Source organism: Vibrio owensii CAIM 1854 = LMG 25443, from assembly GCF_000817815.1.
Taxonomy (GTDB): Bacteria; Pseudomonadota; Gammaproteobacteria; order Enterobacterales; family Vibrionaceae; genus Vibrio; species Vibrio owensii.
Window position 1 is genome coordinate 46,283 of sequence record NZ_JPRD01000048.1, and the last position, 18,565, is coordinate 64,847.

Consider the following 18,565-nt stretch of genomic DNA (forward strand, 5'->3'; position numbering starts at 1 on the left):
GTTTGAATCATGAGTCAGAACGTTTATCAATTTATCGATGTTCAACGCGTAGATCCTGCGAAGAAGCCTATCAAAGTTCGTAAGATCGAATTCGTTGAAATCTATGAACCTTTTACCAAACAACAAGCGACAGCGCAGGCGGATCGCTGCTTAGATTGTGGTAACCCATATTGTGAATGGAAGTGCCCAGTCCACAACTACATCCCACAATGGCTAAAGCTTGCCAATGAAGGTCGTATCCTCGAAGCCGTAGAGCTATCGCACCAAACTAACAGTTTGCCTGAAGTTTGTGGTCGAGTGTGTCCACAAGATCGTCTGTGTGAAGGCTCTTGTACTCTCAATGAAGACTTTGGCGCCGTCACTATAGGTAACGTTGAAAAATACATTACCGACAAAGCCTTCGAAATGGGCTGGAAACCTGACATGTCCAAGGTGGAGTGGACCGATAAAAAGGTTGCCATCATTGGTGCAGGCCCAGCAGGCTTGGCTGCCGCTGATATCCTAGTCCGCAATGGCGTGAAACCTGTCGTATTTGACCGCTACCCTGAAATTGGGGGCCTACTGACCTTCGGTATCCCTTCATTCAAACTTGAAAAAGGCGTGATGGAAAATCGTCGTCGCGTCTTCACCGAGATGGGCGTAGAGTTCCAGATGAATGTCGAAGTAGGTAAAGATGTGCAGATGCAAGAGCTACTTGATGAGTATGATGCCGTCTTTTTGGGTGTTGGTACTTACAAGTACATGCGTGCAGGACTAGAAAATGAGGGTGCGCCGGGTGTCTACGATGCTCTGCCATTCTTGATTTCAAATACTTACAAGGTCATGGGCTTGGAGCACGACAAACCTTTTATCGACATGGCAAAACAACGCGTAGTGGTACTCGGTGGTGGTGATACCGCAATGGACTGTGTTCGTACCTCTATCCGCCAAGGCGCATCAAACGTTGTATGTGCTTACCGTCGTGATGAAGCCAATATGCCTGGCTCTCGACGCGAGGTGAAAAACGCTAAGGAAGAAGGCGTGAAGTTCATGTTCAACCTTCAGCCTTTAGGAATTGAAGTGGATGCGTCAGGCAAAGTATCAGGGGTCAAAGTGGTGAAAACTGCCCTTGGTGAGCCTGATGAAGCGGGTCGTCGCCGTCCAGAACCAGTAGAAGGCAGCGAGCACGTTCTACCAGCAGACGTCGTTATCATGGCGTTTGGCTTCCAACCACACAAAATGGATTGGCTAGCTCCGTTTGATGTCGAGTTGGATCAATGGGGTCGTATCAAAGCTCCTGCGAAACAAGAGTTCCAATTCCAGACCAGCAACAAAAAGATCTTCGCTGGTGGCGATGCGGTACGAGGCTCAGATCTGGTCGTGACCGCGATTGATGAAGGTCGAAAAGCCGCAGAAGGTATTCTCGATTACCTTGAAGTTTAATCACTGTTAACGTCTCAAAAAGGATCCTACTATTGGATCCTTTTTTCTTTTATTACATATAATTAAATTCCTAAGATAAGGGATAAAACCAATGAAAAAAGCCGCTCTCCTTTCCATTAGTTTGCTCGGCTTAACCGCTTGTAGCCAAGGAGTCACAACCATGACTGATCGTTCTCAATCACCTTGTGGTGACAAACCAAACTGTGTCTCCACCCAAGACACGCGTGAAGAATACAACCTCACGCCATTCACCCTAACCGAATCCACGAACATCGATTCGATTGAGCAAGTGGCGCTTGAACTGCCGGGGGCGAAAACAGCGGTGAAAGAAGGTAATTACCTACGTATCGAATGCACATCCAAAATAATGCGCTTTGTGGACGATTTAGAGCTTAAGATCGAAGGCGACCAGCTTATTGTTCGTTCTGAATCTCGCGTTGGCTATTCAGACTTTGGTGTGAACCGTAAGCGTGCTGAACAATTACGTTCACTGCTGGCGAATGCTGAGTTAATCAAATAACGACCACATATTGGTGCAGAGTGGTATACTCTCGCCAACTTAAATTTTTATCGAAAGAGAGTGTTATGAAAGTTGGTATCATCGGTGCGATGGAACAAGAAGTCACCATCCTGAAAGAAGCTATGACAAACTGCCAAACAGTAAGCAAAGCAGGTTGTACGTTTTTCTCTGGTCAGATTAACGACGTTGATGTGGTACTGCTTCAATCTGGCATCGGTAAAGTAGCGGCTGCAGTAGGCACAACTATTCTGCTAGACGAGTACCAACCAGATGTGGTTATCAACACTGGCTCTGCGGGCGGTTTCGATTCAAGCCTAAACCTAGGCGACGTTGTAATCTCAACAGAAGTTCGTCACCACGATGCAGACGTAACTGCATTTGGCTACGAAATGGGTCAAATGGCAGGCCAACCAGCAGCATTCAAAGCGGATGAGAAGTTAATGGACCTTGCTGAAAAAGCACTGGCTCAAATGGAAAACACTCACGCAGTTCGCGGCCTGATCTGTACTGGTGATGCGTTTGTTTGCACAGCAGAACGCCAAGAGTTTATCCGTAAACACTTCCCTTCAGTTATCGCTGTAGAAATGGAAGCATCTGCTATCGCTCAAACTTGTCACCAATTCAACACGCCGTTTGTTGTTGTGCGCGCTATCTCTGACGTAGCAGACAAAGAATCACCAATGAGCTTCGAAGAGTTCCTACCGCTAGCAGCGAAAAGCTCTTCAGAAATGGTATGCAAAATGTTGGAACTGACTAAGTAAGTCCCCAGAATTTCATGGAAGAAATATTTCAACAGCTCTATGCCAATGGTGCGCTCCTCGTCATGTGGGGCGCATTACTATTCCATTTATTAATCCCCATTCCTCACGCTGCTCATCCTGTGACTTTATGGCATAAATTCGCAGAACAACTGGCGAATAAAGTTAATAACAACCACAACTACTCACAAAGCATTCTCTCTGGCGGGCTCGCACTTCTTCTTATGCTTGTACCCTGCTTGATATTACTGCTCGCGATGAAGCCCTTAGTTTGGCAAGCTCCCTTATTTGAGTTGGCATTACTGCTTATTGCTCTCGACTGGCGAAACAACGAATCACTTGCGAAACAACTCGTCACCGCGATGTCGAATGAGAACAAAGTGCAGTGCCGAGCATTACTCAAGCCTTACCTTAATCGAGATACCGAGAGCTTATCGCTGCTTGGTATTGGTAAAGCAGGAGCAGAGACCATCATCATGGGTTACGGACGTAACGTTGTGTGCGTGTTGTTCTGGTATGGATTGACTGGTGGAATTGGTGCATTAATGTATCGCTTAACGGCAGAGCTCGGTCGCGCTTGGTCCCCAAGTCGCCGCCAGTATTCACCTTTTGGTAAGCCTGCTATTCAGCTAACGGCTGCATTGGAGATTGTTCCTTTACGCTTGTTTGCCGTGTTCATTAGCATGGGTAAAAACCTATCGAGTGTTTCGACTGCCATGCTTCAACAAGCGAAGTCTTGGCCACTTCCAGGGCCAGCTTGGTTGTTGTGCTCGATTGGTAACAAGCTTCAATTGTCACTTGGCGGCCCAGCGCTGTACCAAGGTCAACGAGCTGAACGAGCGAAAATTGGTGGTCGTATAGCGCCATCTGCTATTCATTTAGCACAAATCCAAACCCTAATTGTATGGCGTATTTTTGCTTGGATCGTTATCCAAAGCCTGATTCTCGGACTCATTTATCAAGGACTATGATGAACAAACTTTGCTTTGCTCTTCCTCTTATCTTCTCTGCCGCTTCTTTTGCCAATGAACCAGCTCAACGCGTCATCAGCTTGGCACCACACTCAACAGAAATCGCCTATGCTGCAGGTCTTGGCGACAAACTCGTAGCCGTCAGCGAGATGAGTGACTACCCAGAGCAAGCTAAAGGTTTAGAGAAGGTGTCAAACTATCAAGGCATCAAGTTAGAGCGCATCATTGCCCTTCAACCCGATTTAGTTATCGCTTGGCCAGCAGGTAATCCAGCCAAAGAACTTGAAAAGCTCAAGCAGTTTGGCATTCCTATCTACTACTCAACTACTGGAACGTTAGAAGACATCGCTACGAACATTGAACAACTTAGCCAGTACAGTGAGAAGCCAGAAGTTGGGCAAAAAGCCGCCGCAGAATTCCGCGCGCAGTTAGGAGCATTAAAAGAAAAATACAATACCGAGGATAAAGTCAGTTACTTCTATCAATTGAGTGAGAAGCCGATCATCACCGTTGCGGGTAAGAACTGGCCAAGTGAAGTCTTCACCTTCTGTGGTGGAGAGAATATCTTTGCTAAAGGTAGTGCTCCTTACCCACAAGTCAGCATCGAGCAAGTGATTACTCACCAACCCGAAGTCCTGTTTACCTCTCGCCATGCCATGAGTAATGATGGCATGTGGGCTGAATGGAAAAACGACATCCCTGCGTTAAAAAACAACCACGTTTGGTCACTCAATTCCGATTGGATCAACCGCCCAACCCCAAGAACCTTAAACGCGATCACAGAGGTGTGTGAACACTTTGAAACCGTCCGGCAAAAACGCTAACGTTTTCGTTGGAAATCCCGTACAATTTCCGTCCCATTTCTGTTCCCCCACAATTTGTTTAAAAGGTACCAAGTAACATGGACTCCATGCTGCTTTATATGATCGATTTATTCGGTACTGCTGTCTTTGCGGTTTCTGGCGTTTTACTCGCAGGCCGATTAAAGATGGATCCTTTCGGTGTGATCGTACTCGGTAGTGTGACAGCTATTGGCGGCGGCACTATTCGTGATATGGCGCTTGGCGCAACCCCGGTCTTCTGGATCACTGACACCACTTATCTTTGGGTAATTTTCATCACTTGTTTGCTCACGATGATTCTCATTCGTCGCCCTAAGCGCTTGCCTTGGTGGGTTCTACCTGTCTGTGACGCCATTGGTTTGGCGGTATTCGTCGGTATCGGTGTCGAGAAAGCTCTCGCCTACAATGCTTCTGGCATGGTAGCGGTGATCATGGGCGTTATCACTGGTTGCGGTGGCGGCATTATCCGTGATGTGCTGGCTCGCGAGGTACCCATGGTACTGCGAAGTGAAGTCTATGCGACCGCATGTATCATTGGCGGAATTTTCCATACAACTGCACTGAGTATGGGACACGACCATTCAGTCGCCCTACTCGCAGGTGTCATCTCAACTTTGATTATTCGCCTTGGTGCGATTCGCTGGCACTTGTCACTGCCAACCTTTGCTATCAATCGTTGATCGATACGAATCAATTTACGCAAAAGAGCTGACTGAAACGTCGGCTCTTTTTGTTTGTAAAATAACCTGTCGCTTCTCATCTCAAGCTTGGCTATATTAGGCCTATTATTCCCAACATTCATGGATAGACATGTTACTGGAAGGCATCGAAACACTATTAGTTTTAAGTAAAGCGAAAACGATGAGTCGCACTGGGAGTTTGCTGTATATCAGCCAATCTGCGGTGAGTAAACGTATCGCGAACCTAGAGAAAAAACTGGGAAAGAAGCTAGTAGAACCGTCAGGGAGAACCATTAGACTCACACCTGATGGCATGGCTTTGATCGAGAATATCGGCCCATCTTTTAACGAGTTACGTGGCCTTATCTATGAACAGCAAGAGCTAGAGGACACATCATTAATCACCCTCGATAGCTCAAAGTCTCTTATTGCGGGTTATCTTGGAAAAACCATTGGTGATTACCTCAAGCAAGATCAGTACTTAACCATAACCACCAACCACAGCCCTAGAATCGTTGAGCGAGTTCAATCCGGTAAAGCGACCATTGGGCTTTGTGCTGGTTTGCTTCCACCACATCACGGCTTGATGGCTTTCCACTTATGTGATGAACCTTTCTTCCTCGTTAGTGATCAGCCACTGAATGAACTACCGAAAAAAGTCATCACAAATGATTTAACTAACCCGTCCAATAGCTACCAACTGCCGGCATTAGAGAAAATAGGTATCAAACCATTGATGGAAATGGATGCCTACACAGCGGCAGCACAACTTGCACTGGGAGGAGCAGCACCAGCATTAATCCCATTATCGATCGTTAGAGCGTTAAAGATCCCTGACCATAACTGCTTTATGTTCGAACAACTAACATCTTTAATTCGACCGGTTCATATCTGCGTTAGGCAAAACGTGTACCAGTCACCAAGAGTTAAAACAGTGATAGAAACCATTGGTGATGTTGTTGCCAAAGAAGTTTTGTCGCCATCAACATAGACATGGTAATGACTAAAGGTCGAATCCATTTTTGACCTTTAGTGACAACAACTTTGGCACCAAGTTGAGCACCAATAAAGCCACCTACAGCCATGGTCAGACCGATTTCCCACACAGGCAAACCAGCAAGAATAAAGAACAGCAGAGCCGCGATATTTGAGGTGAAGTTGAGAATCTTAGTACGAGCGGTCGCATCAACCAAAGAGAAGTGACCAAGTGCGACAAAGCAAAGCGCAAAGATAGAGCCAGTACCTGGACCAAAAAAGCCATCGTAAAAGCCCACGCCACCACCAACACATAAAGCAAACATCGCTTCAGAGAGCTTTGGTTCTCCTTCAGCTGTTTTATTGGTTGAAGAGAGCAAAAAATAGAGTGAAATCGCGATAAGCAATACCGGGATAAGACTGGTGAGTACACCGGCATCGATAAACTGTACGGCCTCAGCACCAATGGCAGAACCAATAAAAGTACAGAGAATCGCTAGGCGCATCTCTTTGAGACTAACAATGCCGTTACGAACAAAATACCAACTGGCAGAAAAGCTTCCGAAAGAGCTTTGGAGTTTGTTGGTCGCTAATGCTTGAGTCGGGCTTAGCCCCGCAGCCAACAAAGCAGGTAGAGTCAAGAGACCACCGCCACCAGCCATCGCATCAATAAATCCCGCAGCGGATGCGACAAAAAACAATGCAATTAAGATTTCGAACGTAACTTCCACTTGTGCGCCCTTGTAAATATTTGTAACCAAGATGGAACAACGATAGCACTGCCACGCAAACGCACAAAAGGAAACTCAAGACACCAACCTATTCCAGATTTTCATCAATTAGAAAGTTCTAAGAAATGATACGTCAAATGTATCAATTACATTTCCAATAGAATTGACTCTCAAGAGCATTTCAATTTTTTGATGGGAAAGAAAAACACTGGCCTAATCTAGTAAATTCAATCTCATAGAAAGTGAAAACAATGGATGCTTTAGGGATTCGCCCATCAATAAAAGAGCAACAGTTACGCTCTCGTATCGAACAGACCGTAAATCTAAAACAACTTTTCAAAGTCATAGACTCTAGGCCTGAAACTTCGGGCGCTGGAGTTATTTATATCGCGGGCGATTCAACGATAATCTCTCTTCGAAAGTTCAACTCCAGTTGTCGCGTCAACCCTATCAGCATTATTTTAAAAGAGCCGACGTCTCCTATGTCTGCTGATAGCTACGCTAAAGAACTGAAGTCTTCGCATAGAGAGTCTAAGTTAGCTTCTGAGCTTATTGGAGCAAGCTTAAGCTGTGCTTCAGCTGCTTTAGGTTGGATTGTGGTCGTTGGCAGCGTTGGCGCGATTCCAATTTCGGGAGGTACGAGTGCTGCCGTTACTTATTTGGGATACAGTGCTGCTGCAGCCTCTACAGTCCAGTGCATGGTGGGCATAGGCAGGAGTGGTGCTGAGAGTTTTGCTCCTGACAAGCTAGATGAACTGGACTCGCAAGCTTGGTATCAAAATACATCTAAAGCCCTCGATTACATATCTCTAGTCGGCGTTGGAGCCTCTGGCACAGCCACAATAAAAACTATAAATAATCTACAGAAGAGCTCAGGAAAAAGCTTAAGTGAAGTCTTAAAAGGCTTAAATCGACACGAACGAGCAAGGCTTACTAAAGAAATTTCGAAGCAAAACATTCCAAACTTATCTGCAAAAGCTTTTAAACAACTAGTACGTTCAGGAAGCGTAAAACGAAGATACTCTTCACAAGAGATCAGTAATGCCATCCAACTTCAACTAAAAGATGCCATTGGTGCAACTATCAGTTTCGTGGGTAGTGCAGCCTCCGGTAACGTCGGTGCTATTGCAGTGGGTGTATACGAGGAGTTTTCCATTGAATAGTAGAGAAAAAGAAGTCTTCGTTCTGTCCGCTAAAAGCATCGCCACAGCTTTAAGTGCAATAATGCTTTTAACAATGGGGGGAGGATTAAATATTTTCTTTCTGGATCAACTAATCGATATTTCAACCACTTACGGTCCGTTCTACTTTTGGGTAGTAATGATGGGTATTGGTGCACTTTTGGTAACGATTCCATTTGGGATGATCATTATTCATGGTTTAAAGTTCTTAAATCCAATCAATATTTTCAATGCCACGATACAGATTTTCATAGCGATATGTTTTGGAGTTTCAGAAGCAAAATTAGGAGACCTATTCTGGTTGGTAGCCCTTGCTCTCCCTATTCTTGCTCTTTATTTGATGAATACTCCTTCCTACAAATGCTTCATGACCTTTTACTATGAACTAGCTCAGAGTCGTAGAGAGCACCGAAGACTAATGAAAAATATCAACAAGTAGAACAAGTTGCTTAATTAAACAAAAAAGCCCGCTCAAATGAGCGGGCAATGAGGTTGTCATATAAGCCCTATTTTTCGGGCTTACTGATTTTTATCTATTACGCTTCTAGGCTAGCTTTCACTTTTGCGTGTAGCTCTTGAACCGAAGTTACCGTGCTCTTCGCATCTGCAGTGTGTGCCATACAAGTTGCGAATGCAGCGTTTAGCGTTGTCGTGTAGTTCACTTTCTCAGCCAGTGCACCGCGACGAAGAACTTTCGAGTCTTCAATCGCTTGACGGCCAGCGGCAGTGTTCACGATGTAGGTGTACTCGTTGTTCTTGATACGGTCAAGAATGTGAGGACGACCTTCGTGTACTTTGTTTACTAGACGTGGGTTAATACCCGCTTCGCCAAGAATCACTGCTGTGCCGTGTGTTGCATCCAGCTGGTAACCAAGTTTTGTCAACTTAGACGCTAGGTCCACAACGCGCTCTTTGTCACCTGCACGAACAGACAGTAGTGCACGACCACCTTCTGGGTAAATGTTGCCACAACCCAATTCTGCTTTCGCGTAAGCTTCTGCAAACGTTGCACCAACACCCATAACCTCACCAGTAGAGCGCATTTCTGGGCCTAACAGTGGATCTACACCAGGGAATTTGTTGAATGGAAGTACAACTTCCTTCACTGAGTAGTAAGGTGGGATGATTTCTTTCGTAAAGCCTTGAGCTTCAAGCGATTGACCCGCCATTACACGTGCAGCAATCTTAGCGATTGGTGCACCTGTTGCTTTAGATACGAACGGTACTGTACGCGCTGCACGAGGGTTCACCTCGATTAGGTATACTTGGTTGTTCTTAACCGCAAACTGCGTGTTCATCAGACCACGAACACCCAACTCGAACGCCAGCTTTTCAACTTGCTCGCGCATTACGTCTTGGATTTCTTGGCTTAGCGTGTATGCAGGAAGAGAACATGCTGAGTCACCAGAGTGAACACCCGCTTGCTCGATGTGCTCCATGATACCGCCGATAACCACACGCTCACCGTCACAGATAGCATCGATATCGACTTCAACTGCGTCGTCTAGGAAGCTATCTAGTAGAACTGGAGATTCGTTTGATACGCTAACAGCTTCATTGAAGTAGCGACGTAGATCTTGCTCGTCGTATACGATTTCCATCGCACGACCACCAAGTACGTAAGAAGGACGTACAACCAGTGGGTAACCGATTTCACGAGATTTCTCTACCGCTTGCTCCATCGTCGTTACTGTCGCGTTTTCTGGCTGTAGAAGACCTAGACGGTCAACAGCAACTTGGAAACGCTCACGGTCTTCTGCACGGTCGATTGCATCTGGGCTAGTACCGATGATTGGCACGCCAGCCGCTTCAAGTGCACGAGCCAGTTTAAGTGGTGTTTGACCACCGTACTGAACGATAACGCCTTTTGGCTTCTCAACACGAGCGATTGCTAGTACGTCTTCCAGTGTTACTGGTTCGAAGTAAAGACGGTCAGACGTGTCGTAGTCTGTTGAAACTGTCTCAGGGTTACAGTTAACCATGATAGTTTCATAACCATCTTCACGTAGTGCTAGCGATGCGTGTACACAACAGTAGTCAAATTCGATACCTTGGCCGATACGGTTTGGACCGCCGCCTAGAATCATGATCTTGTCTTTGTCTGTTGGGTTCGCCTCACACTCGTCATCGTAAGATGAGTACATGTAAGCTGTATCAGAAGAGAACTCTGCCGCACACGTATCAACGCGCTTGTACACTGGGTGGATGTCGTACTGGTCACGTAGACGACGGATTTCGCTTTCCGCTACACCTAGAATCTTAGATAGGCGCGCATCAGCAAAACCTTTACGCTTCAGCTTGTTAAGTTCTTCTTTGTTTAGACCAGCGAAGCCTTTTGCTTTTAGGTCTTGCTCAAGCTTCACGATGTCTTCGATTTGAACTAGGAACCAGCGATCGATTTGCGTTAGGTTGAATACGCCATCTACTGACATACCCGCACGGAATGCATCCGCGATGTACCAAATACGCTCTGCGCCTGCTTCTTTCAGCTCATGACGGATTTTCGTTAGTGCGTCTGGTGCATCTAGGTCAACCATCTCATCAAAGCCTGTCGCGCCAACTTCTAGACCGCGAAGTGCTTTTTGTAGTGATTCTTGTTGGTTACGACCAATTGCCATCACCTCACCAACTGACTTCATTTGCGTCGTTAGACGGTCGTTAGCACCTGCAAATTTCTCGAAGTTAAAGCGAGGAATCTTAGTTACTACGTAGTCGATGGTTGGTTCGAATGATGCTGGCGTAGCGCCGCCAGTAATGTCGTTCATTAGCTCGTCTAGCGTAAAGCCAACAGCCAGTTTCGCTGCAATCTTAGCGATTGGGAAACCTGTTGCTTTTGAAGCTAGAGCTGAAGAGCGAGATACACGTGGGTTCATCTCGATGATAACCATACGGCCATCTTTCGGGTTGATACCAAACTGTACGTTTGAACCACCAGTTTCAACGCCAATCTCACGCAGTACTGCTAGAGATGCGTTACGCATTAGCTGGTATTCTTTGTCTGTTAGTGTTTGCGCTGGTGCAACCGTGATTGAGTCACCCGTGTGGATGCCCATTGGGTCGAAGTTTTCAATCGCACATACGATGATACAGTTGTCCGCTTTGTCACGAACCACTTCCATCTCATACTCTTTCCAACCGATAAGAGATTCATCGATAAGAAGTTCGTTGGTTGGAGATAGGTCCAAACCACGACGACAGATTTCTTCGAACTCTTCTTTGTTGTATGCGATACCGCCACCAGTACCACCCATAGTAAATGATGGACGGATGATACAAGGGAAGCCAACCATATCGAGTACAGCGTAAGCTTCTTCCATCGTTTTTGCAGTATCTGCACGTGGACACTCAAGGCCGATAGACTTCATCGCTTTATCGAAACGCGAACGGTCTTCTGCTTTGTCGATTGCGTCAGCAGTCGCACCAATCATCTCAACGCCGAACTCTTCAAGAACACCGTGCTTCTCTAGGTCTAGTGCACAGTTCAATGCAGTTTGACCACCCATTGTAGGTAGTACTGCATCCGGCTTTTCTTTCGCGATGATGTTGCGAACCACTTCCCATTGGATTGGCTCGATGTAAGTTGCATCCGCCATGTCTGGGTCAGTCATGATGGTTGCAGGGTTAGAGTTTACTAGGATAACTCGGTAACCCTCTTCACGCAGTGCTTTACACGCTTGTGCGCCAGAGTAGTCAAACTCACATGCCTGACCGATAACAATCGGACCAGCACCAAGAATAAGAATACTTTGAATGTCAGTACGTTTTGGCATTATCTACTACTCCGAATTAAGCGCTGTGTTTTTTGATTAGTTCGATAAAGTGGTCAAATAGCGGTGCCGCGTCGTGTGGACCTGGGCTCGCTTCAGGGTGACCTTGGAAGCTAAATGCTGGCTTGTCTGTGCGGTGAATACCTTGTAGAGAGCCATCAAATAGCGATACGTGAGTAGCACGTAGATTTTCAGGTAGTGTTGCTTCGTCTGCGGCAAAACCGTGGTTCTGCGACGTAATCATCACAACATTACGCTCCAAATCTTTTACTGGATGGTTTGCGCCGTGGTGACCAAACTTCATTTTCACTGTTTGTGCACCCGATGCTAGCGCAAGGATTTGGTGGCCTAGACAGATACCAAAGATTGGCAGGCCTTTTTCTAGGAATACTTTTGTCGCTTCAATCGCGTAAGTACATGGTTCTGGGTCACCAGGGCCGTTTGATAGGAAAACGCCATCTGGATTTAGAGCCAGAACTTCTTCTGCTGAAGTTTCAGCAGGAACAACCGTTAGGCGGCAGCCTCGGTCAACCAACATGCGCAGGATGTTACGTTTTGCGCCGAAGTCGTAGGCAACAACGTGATATGGCAATTCGCTGTCGTCTTTCGCTTCTGGAAGTCCACCCTCAAGCGTCCACGAACCTTGTTTCCATTGATACGCTTCTTTTGTTGTAACCTCTTTCGCAAGATCCATTCCTTTCAAACCAGGGAATTCTTTTGCTTTCGCTAGTGCCAAAGCTTCGTCTAGATTCTCTCCGTTTATAGAAGAGCCAGCTACGATACAACCGTTTTGAGCACCTTTTTCACGCAGGATACGAGTTAGCTTACGCGTGTCGATGTCTGCAATGCCGACGATGTTTTGCGACTTAAGGTAATCAGAAAGGGATTGTTCATTACGGAAGTTAGAAGCGATAAGAGGGAGATCGCGAATCACAAGGCCTTGTGCGTGGATTGAAGAAGATTCTTCGTCTTCGGAATTGGTTCCGGTATTGCCAATGTGAGGATAAGTAAGAGTAACGATTTGTTGAGAATAGGAAGGATCAGTGAGAATTTCTTGGTACCCCGTCATCGAGGTATTAAAAACAACTTCACCAACGGAAATACCATCTGCTCCAATGGAAACACCGCGGAACACTGTCCCATCTTCTAGGACTAACAGTGCTAATTTACCCAAGACAACCTCCAGAATAAAAATGCATAAAAAATAAATTAAGCTGCAAATTTGCCTTCCTTTACCTTGATAATTTACATAAACAGGTATTTTTGACAAATTGGCGGTATTCTAAAGACGGACTTTGAAACTGTCAACACACATTGAAAAATAAATTGGTACTTTCTAGCGAGTAATGACGTTTCAACAGAAAAAGCCCTAAAAAAGTAAGTTTTAGCTATCTACAGATCACTTACCATGACTTTTTTGTGAATTTTACAAATTTGAACTTATTGAAGATCACAAAATTTTGTGAGATTTTTGCGCAAACGTTCATCCTGCAAATTCAACCGCAACTTTTAGAGCTTACAGCCATTTTTATACACCAAGCACACAAAATAATAATAAAACCATGAGAAATCTTGCGACCTTATGGAACCATTTTGTTTACATAATTTTCTCCAAAAACAAAAAAGCCGGCTTACGCCGGCGAATAATTATGTATTTACAGTTCATTAAGCCCGAGAACATCTGTCATGGTATAAAAACCTGCTGGCTTAGCATGCAACCAAACTGCGGCCTTTACAGCGCCATTAGCAAAGGTCATACGATCCGTTGCTTTGTGGGTAATTTCGACACGCTCACCGATATCAGCAAACATTGCAGTATGCTCACCGACGATATCACCAGCGCGAATAGTCGCAAAGCCGATCTCATCTTTCGTACGTTCGCCCGTGATACCTTCACGTGCATAGACCGCAACGTCACTCAATTTGTTACCCATCGCGCCAGCAATGGCTTCACCCATACCAATAGCGGTACCAGACGGAGCATCAACTTTATGACGGTGATGCGCTTCTACGATTTCTATATCACAGTAATCGCCCATCACTTTGGCTGCTTTTTCAAGAAGCTTAAAGACTAGGTTCACACCTACAGAGTAGTTCGGAGCCATAACAACAGGAATTTGCTTTGCTGCTTCATCAATCAGGTCACGTTCTTCTTTACTAAAACCCGTAGTACCGATGACAATGCTCTTACCATGTTGTTTACACAGCTCTAGATTCGCTAACGTGCTCACTGGAGCAGTAAAATCGATTACAACGTCAAAGTTGTCGACTTCCTTGGCTAAATCATCCGTCAGAAAGACATCAAACTTACCTTCACCACACAGTTCACCTACATCAACACCAACTAGAGACGATTCTGGACGTTCAGAACCAGCAGTAACGGATGCTTCTGGATTGATATGTGATGCTTTAACTAGGTTGCGACCCATACGGCCGGCAGCTCCTGCGATTGCAATACGAACCATTGCGCTTTCTCTCCTTCTCTGGATAAACGAGGCTTACCTCGCCTTCTCTCGTTTCGCTGTATCTTTTTAAACTAACAATATCCCGTGTTAACCACAAGACAGTTAGATGCAGGTTAAGAAAACTCTTTAACCACACGCTCCAGAATCGGCACGTTCGCCTCAGGAAAGGCGTATTCAGGCAGAGCACTGATATCAACCCAACGTCCTTCTTGACCTTCACGGCCATACGGTTGGTTCTTGAATTGTGAAACGGTCATAAAATCAAACTTCAAAGACTTGTCTGGATAGTCATACTCCAAGCGCTCAAACAAAGCTTGTTCAGTGACGGTAATACCAATCTCTTCCTCAAGCTCACGAATCATCGCTTGCTCAACACTTTCACCTTGCTCAACTTTGCCGCCAGGGAATTCCCAAAAACCACCTTTGTGTTTGTCGCTTGGGCGTTTGGTGATGAAGATTTGCGACTTGTCTTGGTTAAAGATGATCGCCGCAACAATGTGAATTCTTTTCATTAGATTCGTTCCTAGATCTATCGATACAAAAAGAGCCGCCTAAGCGACTCTTTATTTATGTTTTCAGACTGTATTAGTCAATTTTACCGTGGCATTGTTTGTACTTTTTGCCGCTACCACATGGGCAAGGCTCATTACGACCCACTTTACGCTCTTCACGAACCATTGGTTGGTTAGAGCCTTCTTCCGATTCTTCACCTTCCGAAAGTGGGTTCTGTGCTGCCGCGTGTTGAGCTTGTGCACGACGAGCTGCTTCTTCAGCTTGTGCACGACGTTGCTCTTCCATACGCTCAACTTCTTCTTGTTGTTGAACTCGAACACGAGATAGAACAGTGATAACGTCTGTTTTCAGCGCTTCTAGTAGACCTTCAAACAGTTCAAACGATTCACGCTTGTACTCTTGTTTCGGGTTCTTCTGCGCGTAACCACGTAGGTGGATACCTTGACGTAGGTGATCCATTGCCGCTAGGTGCTCTTTCCAAAGCGTGTCTAGCGTTTGAAGCATAACTGACTTCTCAAAGTTACGAAGCACTTGTGCACCCACAACTTCTTCTTTCGCTTTGTAGACTTCAACTGCTAGGTTGATGATCTTCTCACGTAATGCTTCTTCGTATAGCTTGTCGTCTTCCTCAAGCCATTGCTTAATAGGAGCATCTAGATCGAAGTCTGCTTTCAAGCGCTCTTGAAGACCTTCCACATCCCACATATCTTCTAGAGATTGTGGTGGAATGTATTCGTCGATGATCGCAGTAACAACATCTTCACGGTTTTGCTCGATCATGTCGCTAATGTCGTCAACACTCATTAGCTCATCACGCAATTCGTAAACCACTTTACGTTGATCGTTCGCTACGTCATCGTATTCAAGAAGCTGTTTACGGATATCGAAGTTACGACCTTCCACTTTACGCTGTGCTTTTTCGATTGAACGAGACAGCATCTTAGATTCGATCGCTTCACCTTCTTCCATACCGCTTTGGATAAGGCTAGCCATACGGTCCGAAGTAAAGATACGCAGTAGTGAATCTTCCATTGATAGGTAGAAACGAGATGAACCTGCGTCACCTTGACGACCAGAACGGCCACGCAGCTGGTTATCGATACGACGAGATTCGTGACGCTCAGTACCGATGATGTGTAGACCACCAGCTTCTAGTACTTGATCGTGAACTTGTTTCCACTCAGCTTTGATAGCATCGATCTGTTCTTTGGTTGGATCTTGAAGCGCTTCTACTTTCGCTTGCCAGCTACCACCTAACACGATATCGGTACCACGACCAGCCATGTTAGTTGCGATGGTTACCGCACCAGGTGTACCTGCTTCTGCAACGATCTCTGCTTCGCGTTCGTGGAACTTAGCGTTTAGTACGTTGTGCTTAATCTTCGCTTTCTTAAGTGCATTAGAAAGAAGCTCTGATTTCTCGATAGAAACCGTCCCCACTAGAGATGGTTGACCTTTCTCTACACGCTCTTTGATGTCTTCGATGATTGCAGCAAATTTCTCAGCTTCAGTACGGTAAACCACGTCTGGCATATCGTTACGGATCATAGGTTTGTTGGTTGGGATAACCACTGTCTCTAGACCGTAAATCGATTGGAATTCGAATGCTTCTGTATCTGCTGTACCTGTCATGCCTGACAGTTTTTCGTATAGACGGAAGTAGTTCTGGAAAGTAATCGAAGCCAGCGTTTGGTTTTCGTTTTGAATCTTAACGCCTTCTTTCGCTTCAACCGCTTGGTGAAGACCTTCAGACCAACGACGACCAGCCATTGTACGACCGGTATGTTCATCAACGATAACCACTTCACCGTCATCATTGACGATGTAATCTACATTGCGTTCAAACAATACGTGTGCACGAAGAGCTGCATTAACGTGGTGCAGTAGGCTGATGTTAGTTGGAGAGTAAAGTGTATCGCCCTCTTCCATCAGACCATTTTTCACCATTAATTCTTCAACGAATTCTTGACCCGTTTCTGTTAGGTGAACTTGTTTAGATTTCTCGTCAACTGTGTAGTGACCGTCGCCGCGGTACTCTTCAGAGTCTTCTTTATCTTGCTTTTGCAGATGTGGAATAAGTAGGTTGATACGAGTATATAGTTCTGAGCTATCTTCAGCAGGACCAGAGATAATCAGTGGGGTACGAGCTTCATCGATAAGGATTGAGTCCACCTCATCGACTACAGCGAAGAAGCGCTCACGTTGAACACGGTCTTCATTGCGGAAAGCCATGTTGTCACGTAGGTAGTCAAAGCCAAACTCGTTGTTTGTTCCGTATAGGATATCAGCTTGGTAAGCTTCTTTTTTCGCTTGAGGAGGCATGTTTGGCACGTTCACGCCAACGGTCATACCTAAGAATTCAAATAGTGGACGGTTTGTCTCAGCATCACGTGTTGCTAGGTAATCATTCACCGTTACTACGTGTACACCTTTACCAGGAAGTGCGTTTAGGTAAGCTGGAAGGGTTGCAGTTAGAGTTTTACCTTCACCAGTACGCATTTCCGCGATTTGGCCGCCGTTCAGCACCATACCACCGATAAGCTGAACGTCGAAGTGACGCATACCGTAAACACGCTTAGATGCTTCACGAACAGTAGCAAAAGCTTCTGGAAGTAGCTTATCAAGAGTTTCGCCTTGCTCTAGGCGTTCACGGAACTCAACAGTTTTAGCTTTTAGCTCTTCATCTGAAAGTGCTTCGAACGTTGGTTCGTAGTTATTGATCTCTTTTACAATTTTTCTAAGGCGGCGCAGTGTTCGGTCGTTGCGACTGCCAATTACTTTTGTCAGTAGCTTAGCTATCATTTTTCGTGAATCTCTCTTTAATCAGACCGTTCCCGATCTACTCGTAATGCCTTCAGTCTCTGCCAGTTTGGAACTAAGAATACTGAGATAAATCATTTATCAAAGATATTGAGTTCAAACATCCATATTTCAAGGCTAAATTTTGAATCAATGTGGCTTAGTGTAAGGATTTTTCATCGATACAACCATAAATAGACGTATTTGTTTGAAGCACTCGTAAGTTTTTAGACAAACTGATGGCGGATTAGCCAGTATTGCATAAGGCTCAAGACGTAAAGTCAGCATTTTCAAAACAATCCGCCCTAACTTGCTAAACCCAAATTGTCAGACTGAACTGAAAATAAAGGCCATAATGTAAACTATACCTAAGCAGAAAGCTGCTCTAGAATACCAATATCTCAACAAAATTAGATTTTACCTATGCGTGATCATCGCCCAACCTCAACAGACGATCTTATTGCTGAATCTCAATTTAAACAGATTCAAGAGCATGCTGGAGAGATCCTACAGCTGAACCAAGCCGTTCAAGAGATCTTACCAAAAGGAACGGCAGATCATTGCCGAGTAGCGAATGTGCGTAATGGTCATTTATTGATTGATGTATCGAGTGCTGCGATCAAAATGAAGATCGACTACGATCGACTAATGATACTAAATAAATTGCGAACGCAAGGTTTTGCCAAATTAATGAGTGTGGAAGTTCGGATTAATCCGTCTTTATATCGTAATCGGTTTGAGCAAGAGAACAAACCTAAGCGTCCGCCATTAACTGAATCGGCGGCAAACTCGCTGTTAATCATTGCTGATATGGCGCCACCAAAGATCCAAGAACGTTTGAAGCGCCTTGCCGATATGGCAGAAAAGAATAGCGAAAAATAGATAACAAAGTTTCAGATACTAAAAAGCCAGGCATTGCCTGACTTTTTTTAATTTGTTTG

General features: G+C 45.2%; 16 protein-coding genes. 10 read left to right on the forward strand and 6 right to left on the reverse strand.

Annotated features, from left to right (window positions below; genetic code table 11):
* Positions 1 to 9 precede the first annotated feature (9 nt).
* The 7 genes from H735_RS22340 to H735_RS22370 all read left to right on the forward strand — a co-directional run bounded on the left by H735_RS22340 (position 10) and on the right by H735_RS22370 (position 6,184).
* Positions 10 to 1,422: an FAD-dependent oxidoreductase gene (locus H735_RS22340; RefSeq protein WP_020194019.1), complete on the forward strand. Its 1,413-nt coding sequence runs from the start codon at positions 10 to 12 to the stop codon at positions 1,420 to 1,422.
* A 91-nt stretch (positions 1,423 to 1,513) separates the two neighbouring features.
* Positions 1,514 to 1,942 (forward strand): DUF1499 domain-containing protein, encoded by a 429-nt coding sequence (locus H735_RS22345; protein WP_027726534.1) that lies wholly within the window; start codon positions 1,514 to 1,516, stop codon positions 1,940 to 1,942.
* Between the two features lie 65 nt (positions 1,943 to 2,007).
* Entirely contained in the window at positions 2,008 to 2,703 is a 696-nt protein-coding gene (gene mtnN, locus H735_RS22350) for a 5'-methylthioadenosine/S-adenosylhomocysteine nucleosidase (RefSeq protein ID WP_005436177.1), read from the forward strand.
* A 14-nt stretch (positions 2,704 to 2,717) separates the two neighbouring features.
* Positions 2,718 to 3,671: a cobalamin biosynthesis family protein gene (locus tag H735_RS22355; RefSeq protein WP_020194017.1), complete on the forward strand. Its 954-nt coding sequence runs from the start codon at positions 2,718 to 2,720 to the stop codon at positions 3,669 to 3,671.
* Positions 3,671 to 4,495, forward strand: coding sequence for a vitamin B12 ABC transporter substrate-binding protein BtuF (gene btuF, locus H735_RS22360; protein ID WP_020194016.1), 825 nt, complete (start codon positions 3,671 to 3,673; stop codon positions 4,493 to 4,495). Before H735_RS22355 ends, btuF begins: the two co-directional genes overlap by 1 nt.
* A 77-nt stretch (positions 4,496 to 4,572) precedes the next feature.
* Positions 4,573 to 5,193 carry a TRIC cation channel family protein gene (locus tag H735_RS22365; protein WP_005425397.1) on the forward strand — a complete coding sequence of 207 codons (621 nt, stop codon included), beginning with the start codon at positions 4,573 to 4,575 and terminating at the stop codon, positions 5,191 to 5,193.
* A gap of 130 nt (positions 5,194 to 5,323) precedes the next feature.
* Positions 5,324 to 6,184 (forward strand): LysR family transcriptional regulator, encoded by an 861-nt coding sequence (locus H735_RS22370; RefSeq protein ID WP_020194015.1) that lies wholly within the window; start codon positions 5,324 to 5,326, stop codon positions 6,182 to 6,184.
* Here the strand turns inward: H735_RS22370 and H735_RS22375 are convergent.
* Positions 6,120 to 6,899, reverse strand: a complete 780-nt coding sequence (locus H735_RS22375; RefSeq protein WP_005436167.1) for a TSUP family transporter — start codon at positions 6,897 to 6,899, stop codon at positions 6,120 to 6,122. The two genes, H735_RS22370 and H735_RS22375, sit on opposite strands and share 65 nt — an antisense overlap.
* 251 nt (positions 6,900 to 7,150) lie before the next feature.
* Between H735_RS22375 and H735_RS22380 the strand changes: the two genes are divergently transcribed.
* Positions 7,151 to 8,062, forward strand: coding sequence for an Ssp4 family T6SS effector (locus tag H735_RS22380; protein ID WP_020194014.1), 912 nt, complete (start codon positions 7,151 to 7,153; stop codon positions 8,060 to 8,062).
* A complete protein-coding gene (locus tag H735_RS22385) occupies positions 8,055 to 8,519 on the forward strand; it encodes a hypothetical protein (protein ID WP_020194013.1) in 465 nt (154 codons plus the stop codon). The genes H735_RS22380 and H735_RS22385 overlap by 8 nt, the downstream gene beginning before the upstream one ends.
* A gap of 97 nt (positions 8,520 to 8,616) precedes the next feature.
* Here the strand turns inward: H735_RS22385 and carB are convergent, their stop codons facing one another.
* The 5 genes from carB to secA form a co-directional block, all read right to left on the reverse strand.
* Positions 8,617 to 11,850: a carbamoyl-phosphate synthase large subunit gene (gene carB / locus H735_RS22390; protein ID WP_020194012.1), complete on the reverse strand. Its 3,234-nt coding sequence runs from the start codon at positions 11,848 to 11,850 to the stop codon at positions 8,617 to 8,619.
* 16 nt (positions 11,851 to 11,866) lie between these two features.
* Positions 11,867 to 13,021, reverse strand: coding sequence for a glutamine-hydrolyzing carbamoyl-phosphate synthase small subunit (carA, locus tag H735_RS22395; protein WP_005447811.1), 1,155 nt, complete (start codon positions 13,019 to 13,021; stop codon positions 11,867 to 11,869).
* Between the two features lie 481 nt (positions 13,022 to 13,502).
* Complete coding sequence (dapB, locus tag H735_RS22400; RefSeq protein WP_020194011.1) at positions 13,503 to 14,312, reverse strand: 4-hydroxy-tetrahydrodipicolinate reductase; 810 nt, start codon at positions 14,310 to 14,312, stop codon at positions 13,503 to 13,505.
* Between the two features lie 113 nt (positions 14,313 to 14,425).
* The gene (gene mutT / locus H735_RS22405) at positions 14,426 to 14,824 is read right to left on the reverse strand and encodes an 8-oxo-dGTP diphosphatase MutT (RefSeq protein WP_020194010.1); all 399 of its coding nucleotides are present in this window, start codon (positions 14,822 to 14,824) and stop codon (positions 14,426 to 14,428) included.
* Between the two features lie 73 nt (positions 14,825 to 14,897).
* On the reverse strand, positions 14,898 to 17,627 hold the full coding sequence (secA, locus tag H735_RS22410; RefSeq protein ID WP_020194009.1) for a preprotein translocase subunit SecA: 2,730 nt from the start codon (positions 17,625 to 17,627) through the stop codon (positions 14,898 to 14,900).
* Between the two features lie 420 nt (positions 17,628 to 18,047).
* Between secA and H735_RS22415 the strand changes: the two genes are divergently transcribed.
* Positions 18,048 to 18,506 carry a DUF721 domain-containing protein gene (locus H735_RS22415; RefSeq protein ID WP_005436153.1) on the forward strand — a complete coding sequence of 153 codons (459 nt, stop codon included), beginning with the start codon at positions 18,048 to 18,050 and terminating at the stop codon, positions 18,504 to 18,506.
* Positions 18,507 to 18,565 lie beyond the last annotated feature (59 nt).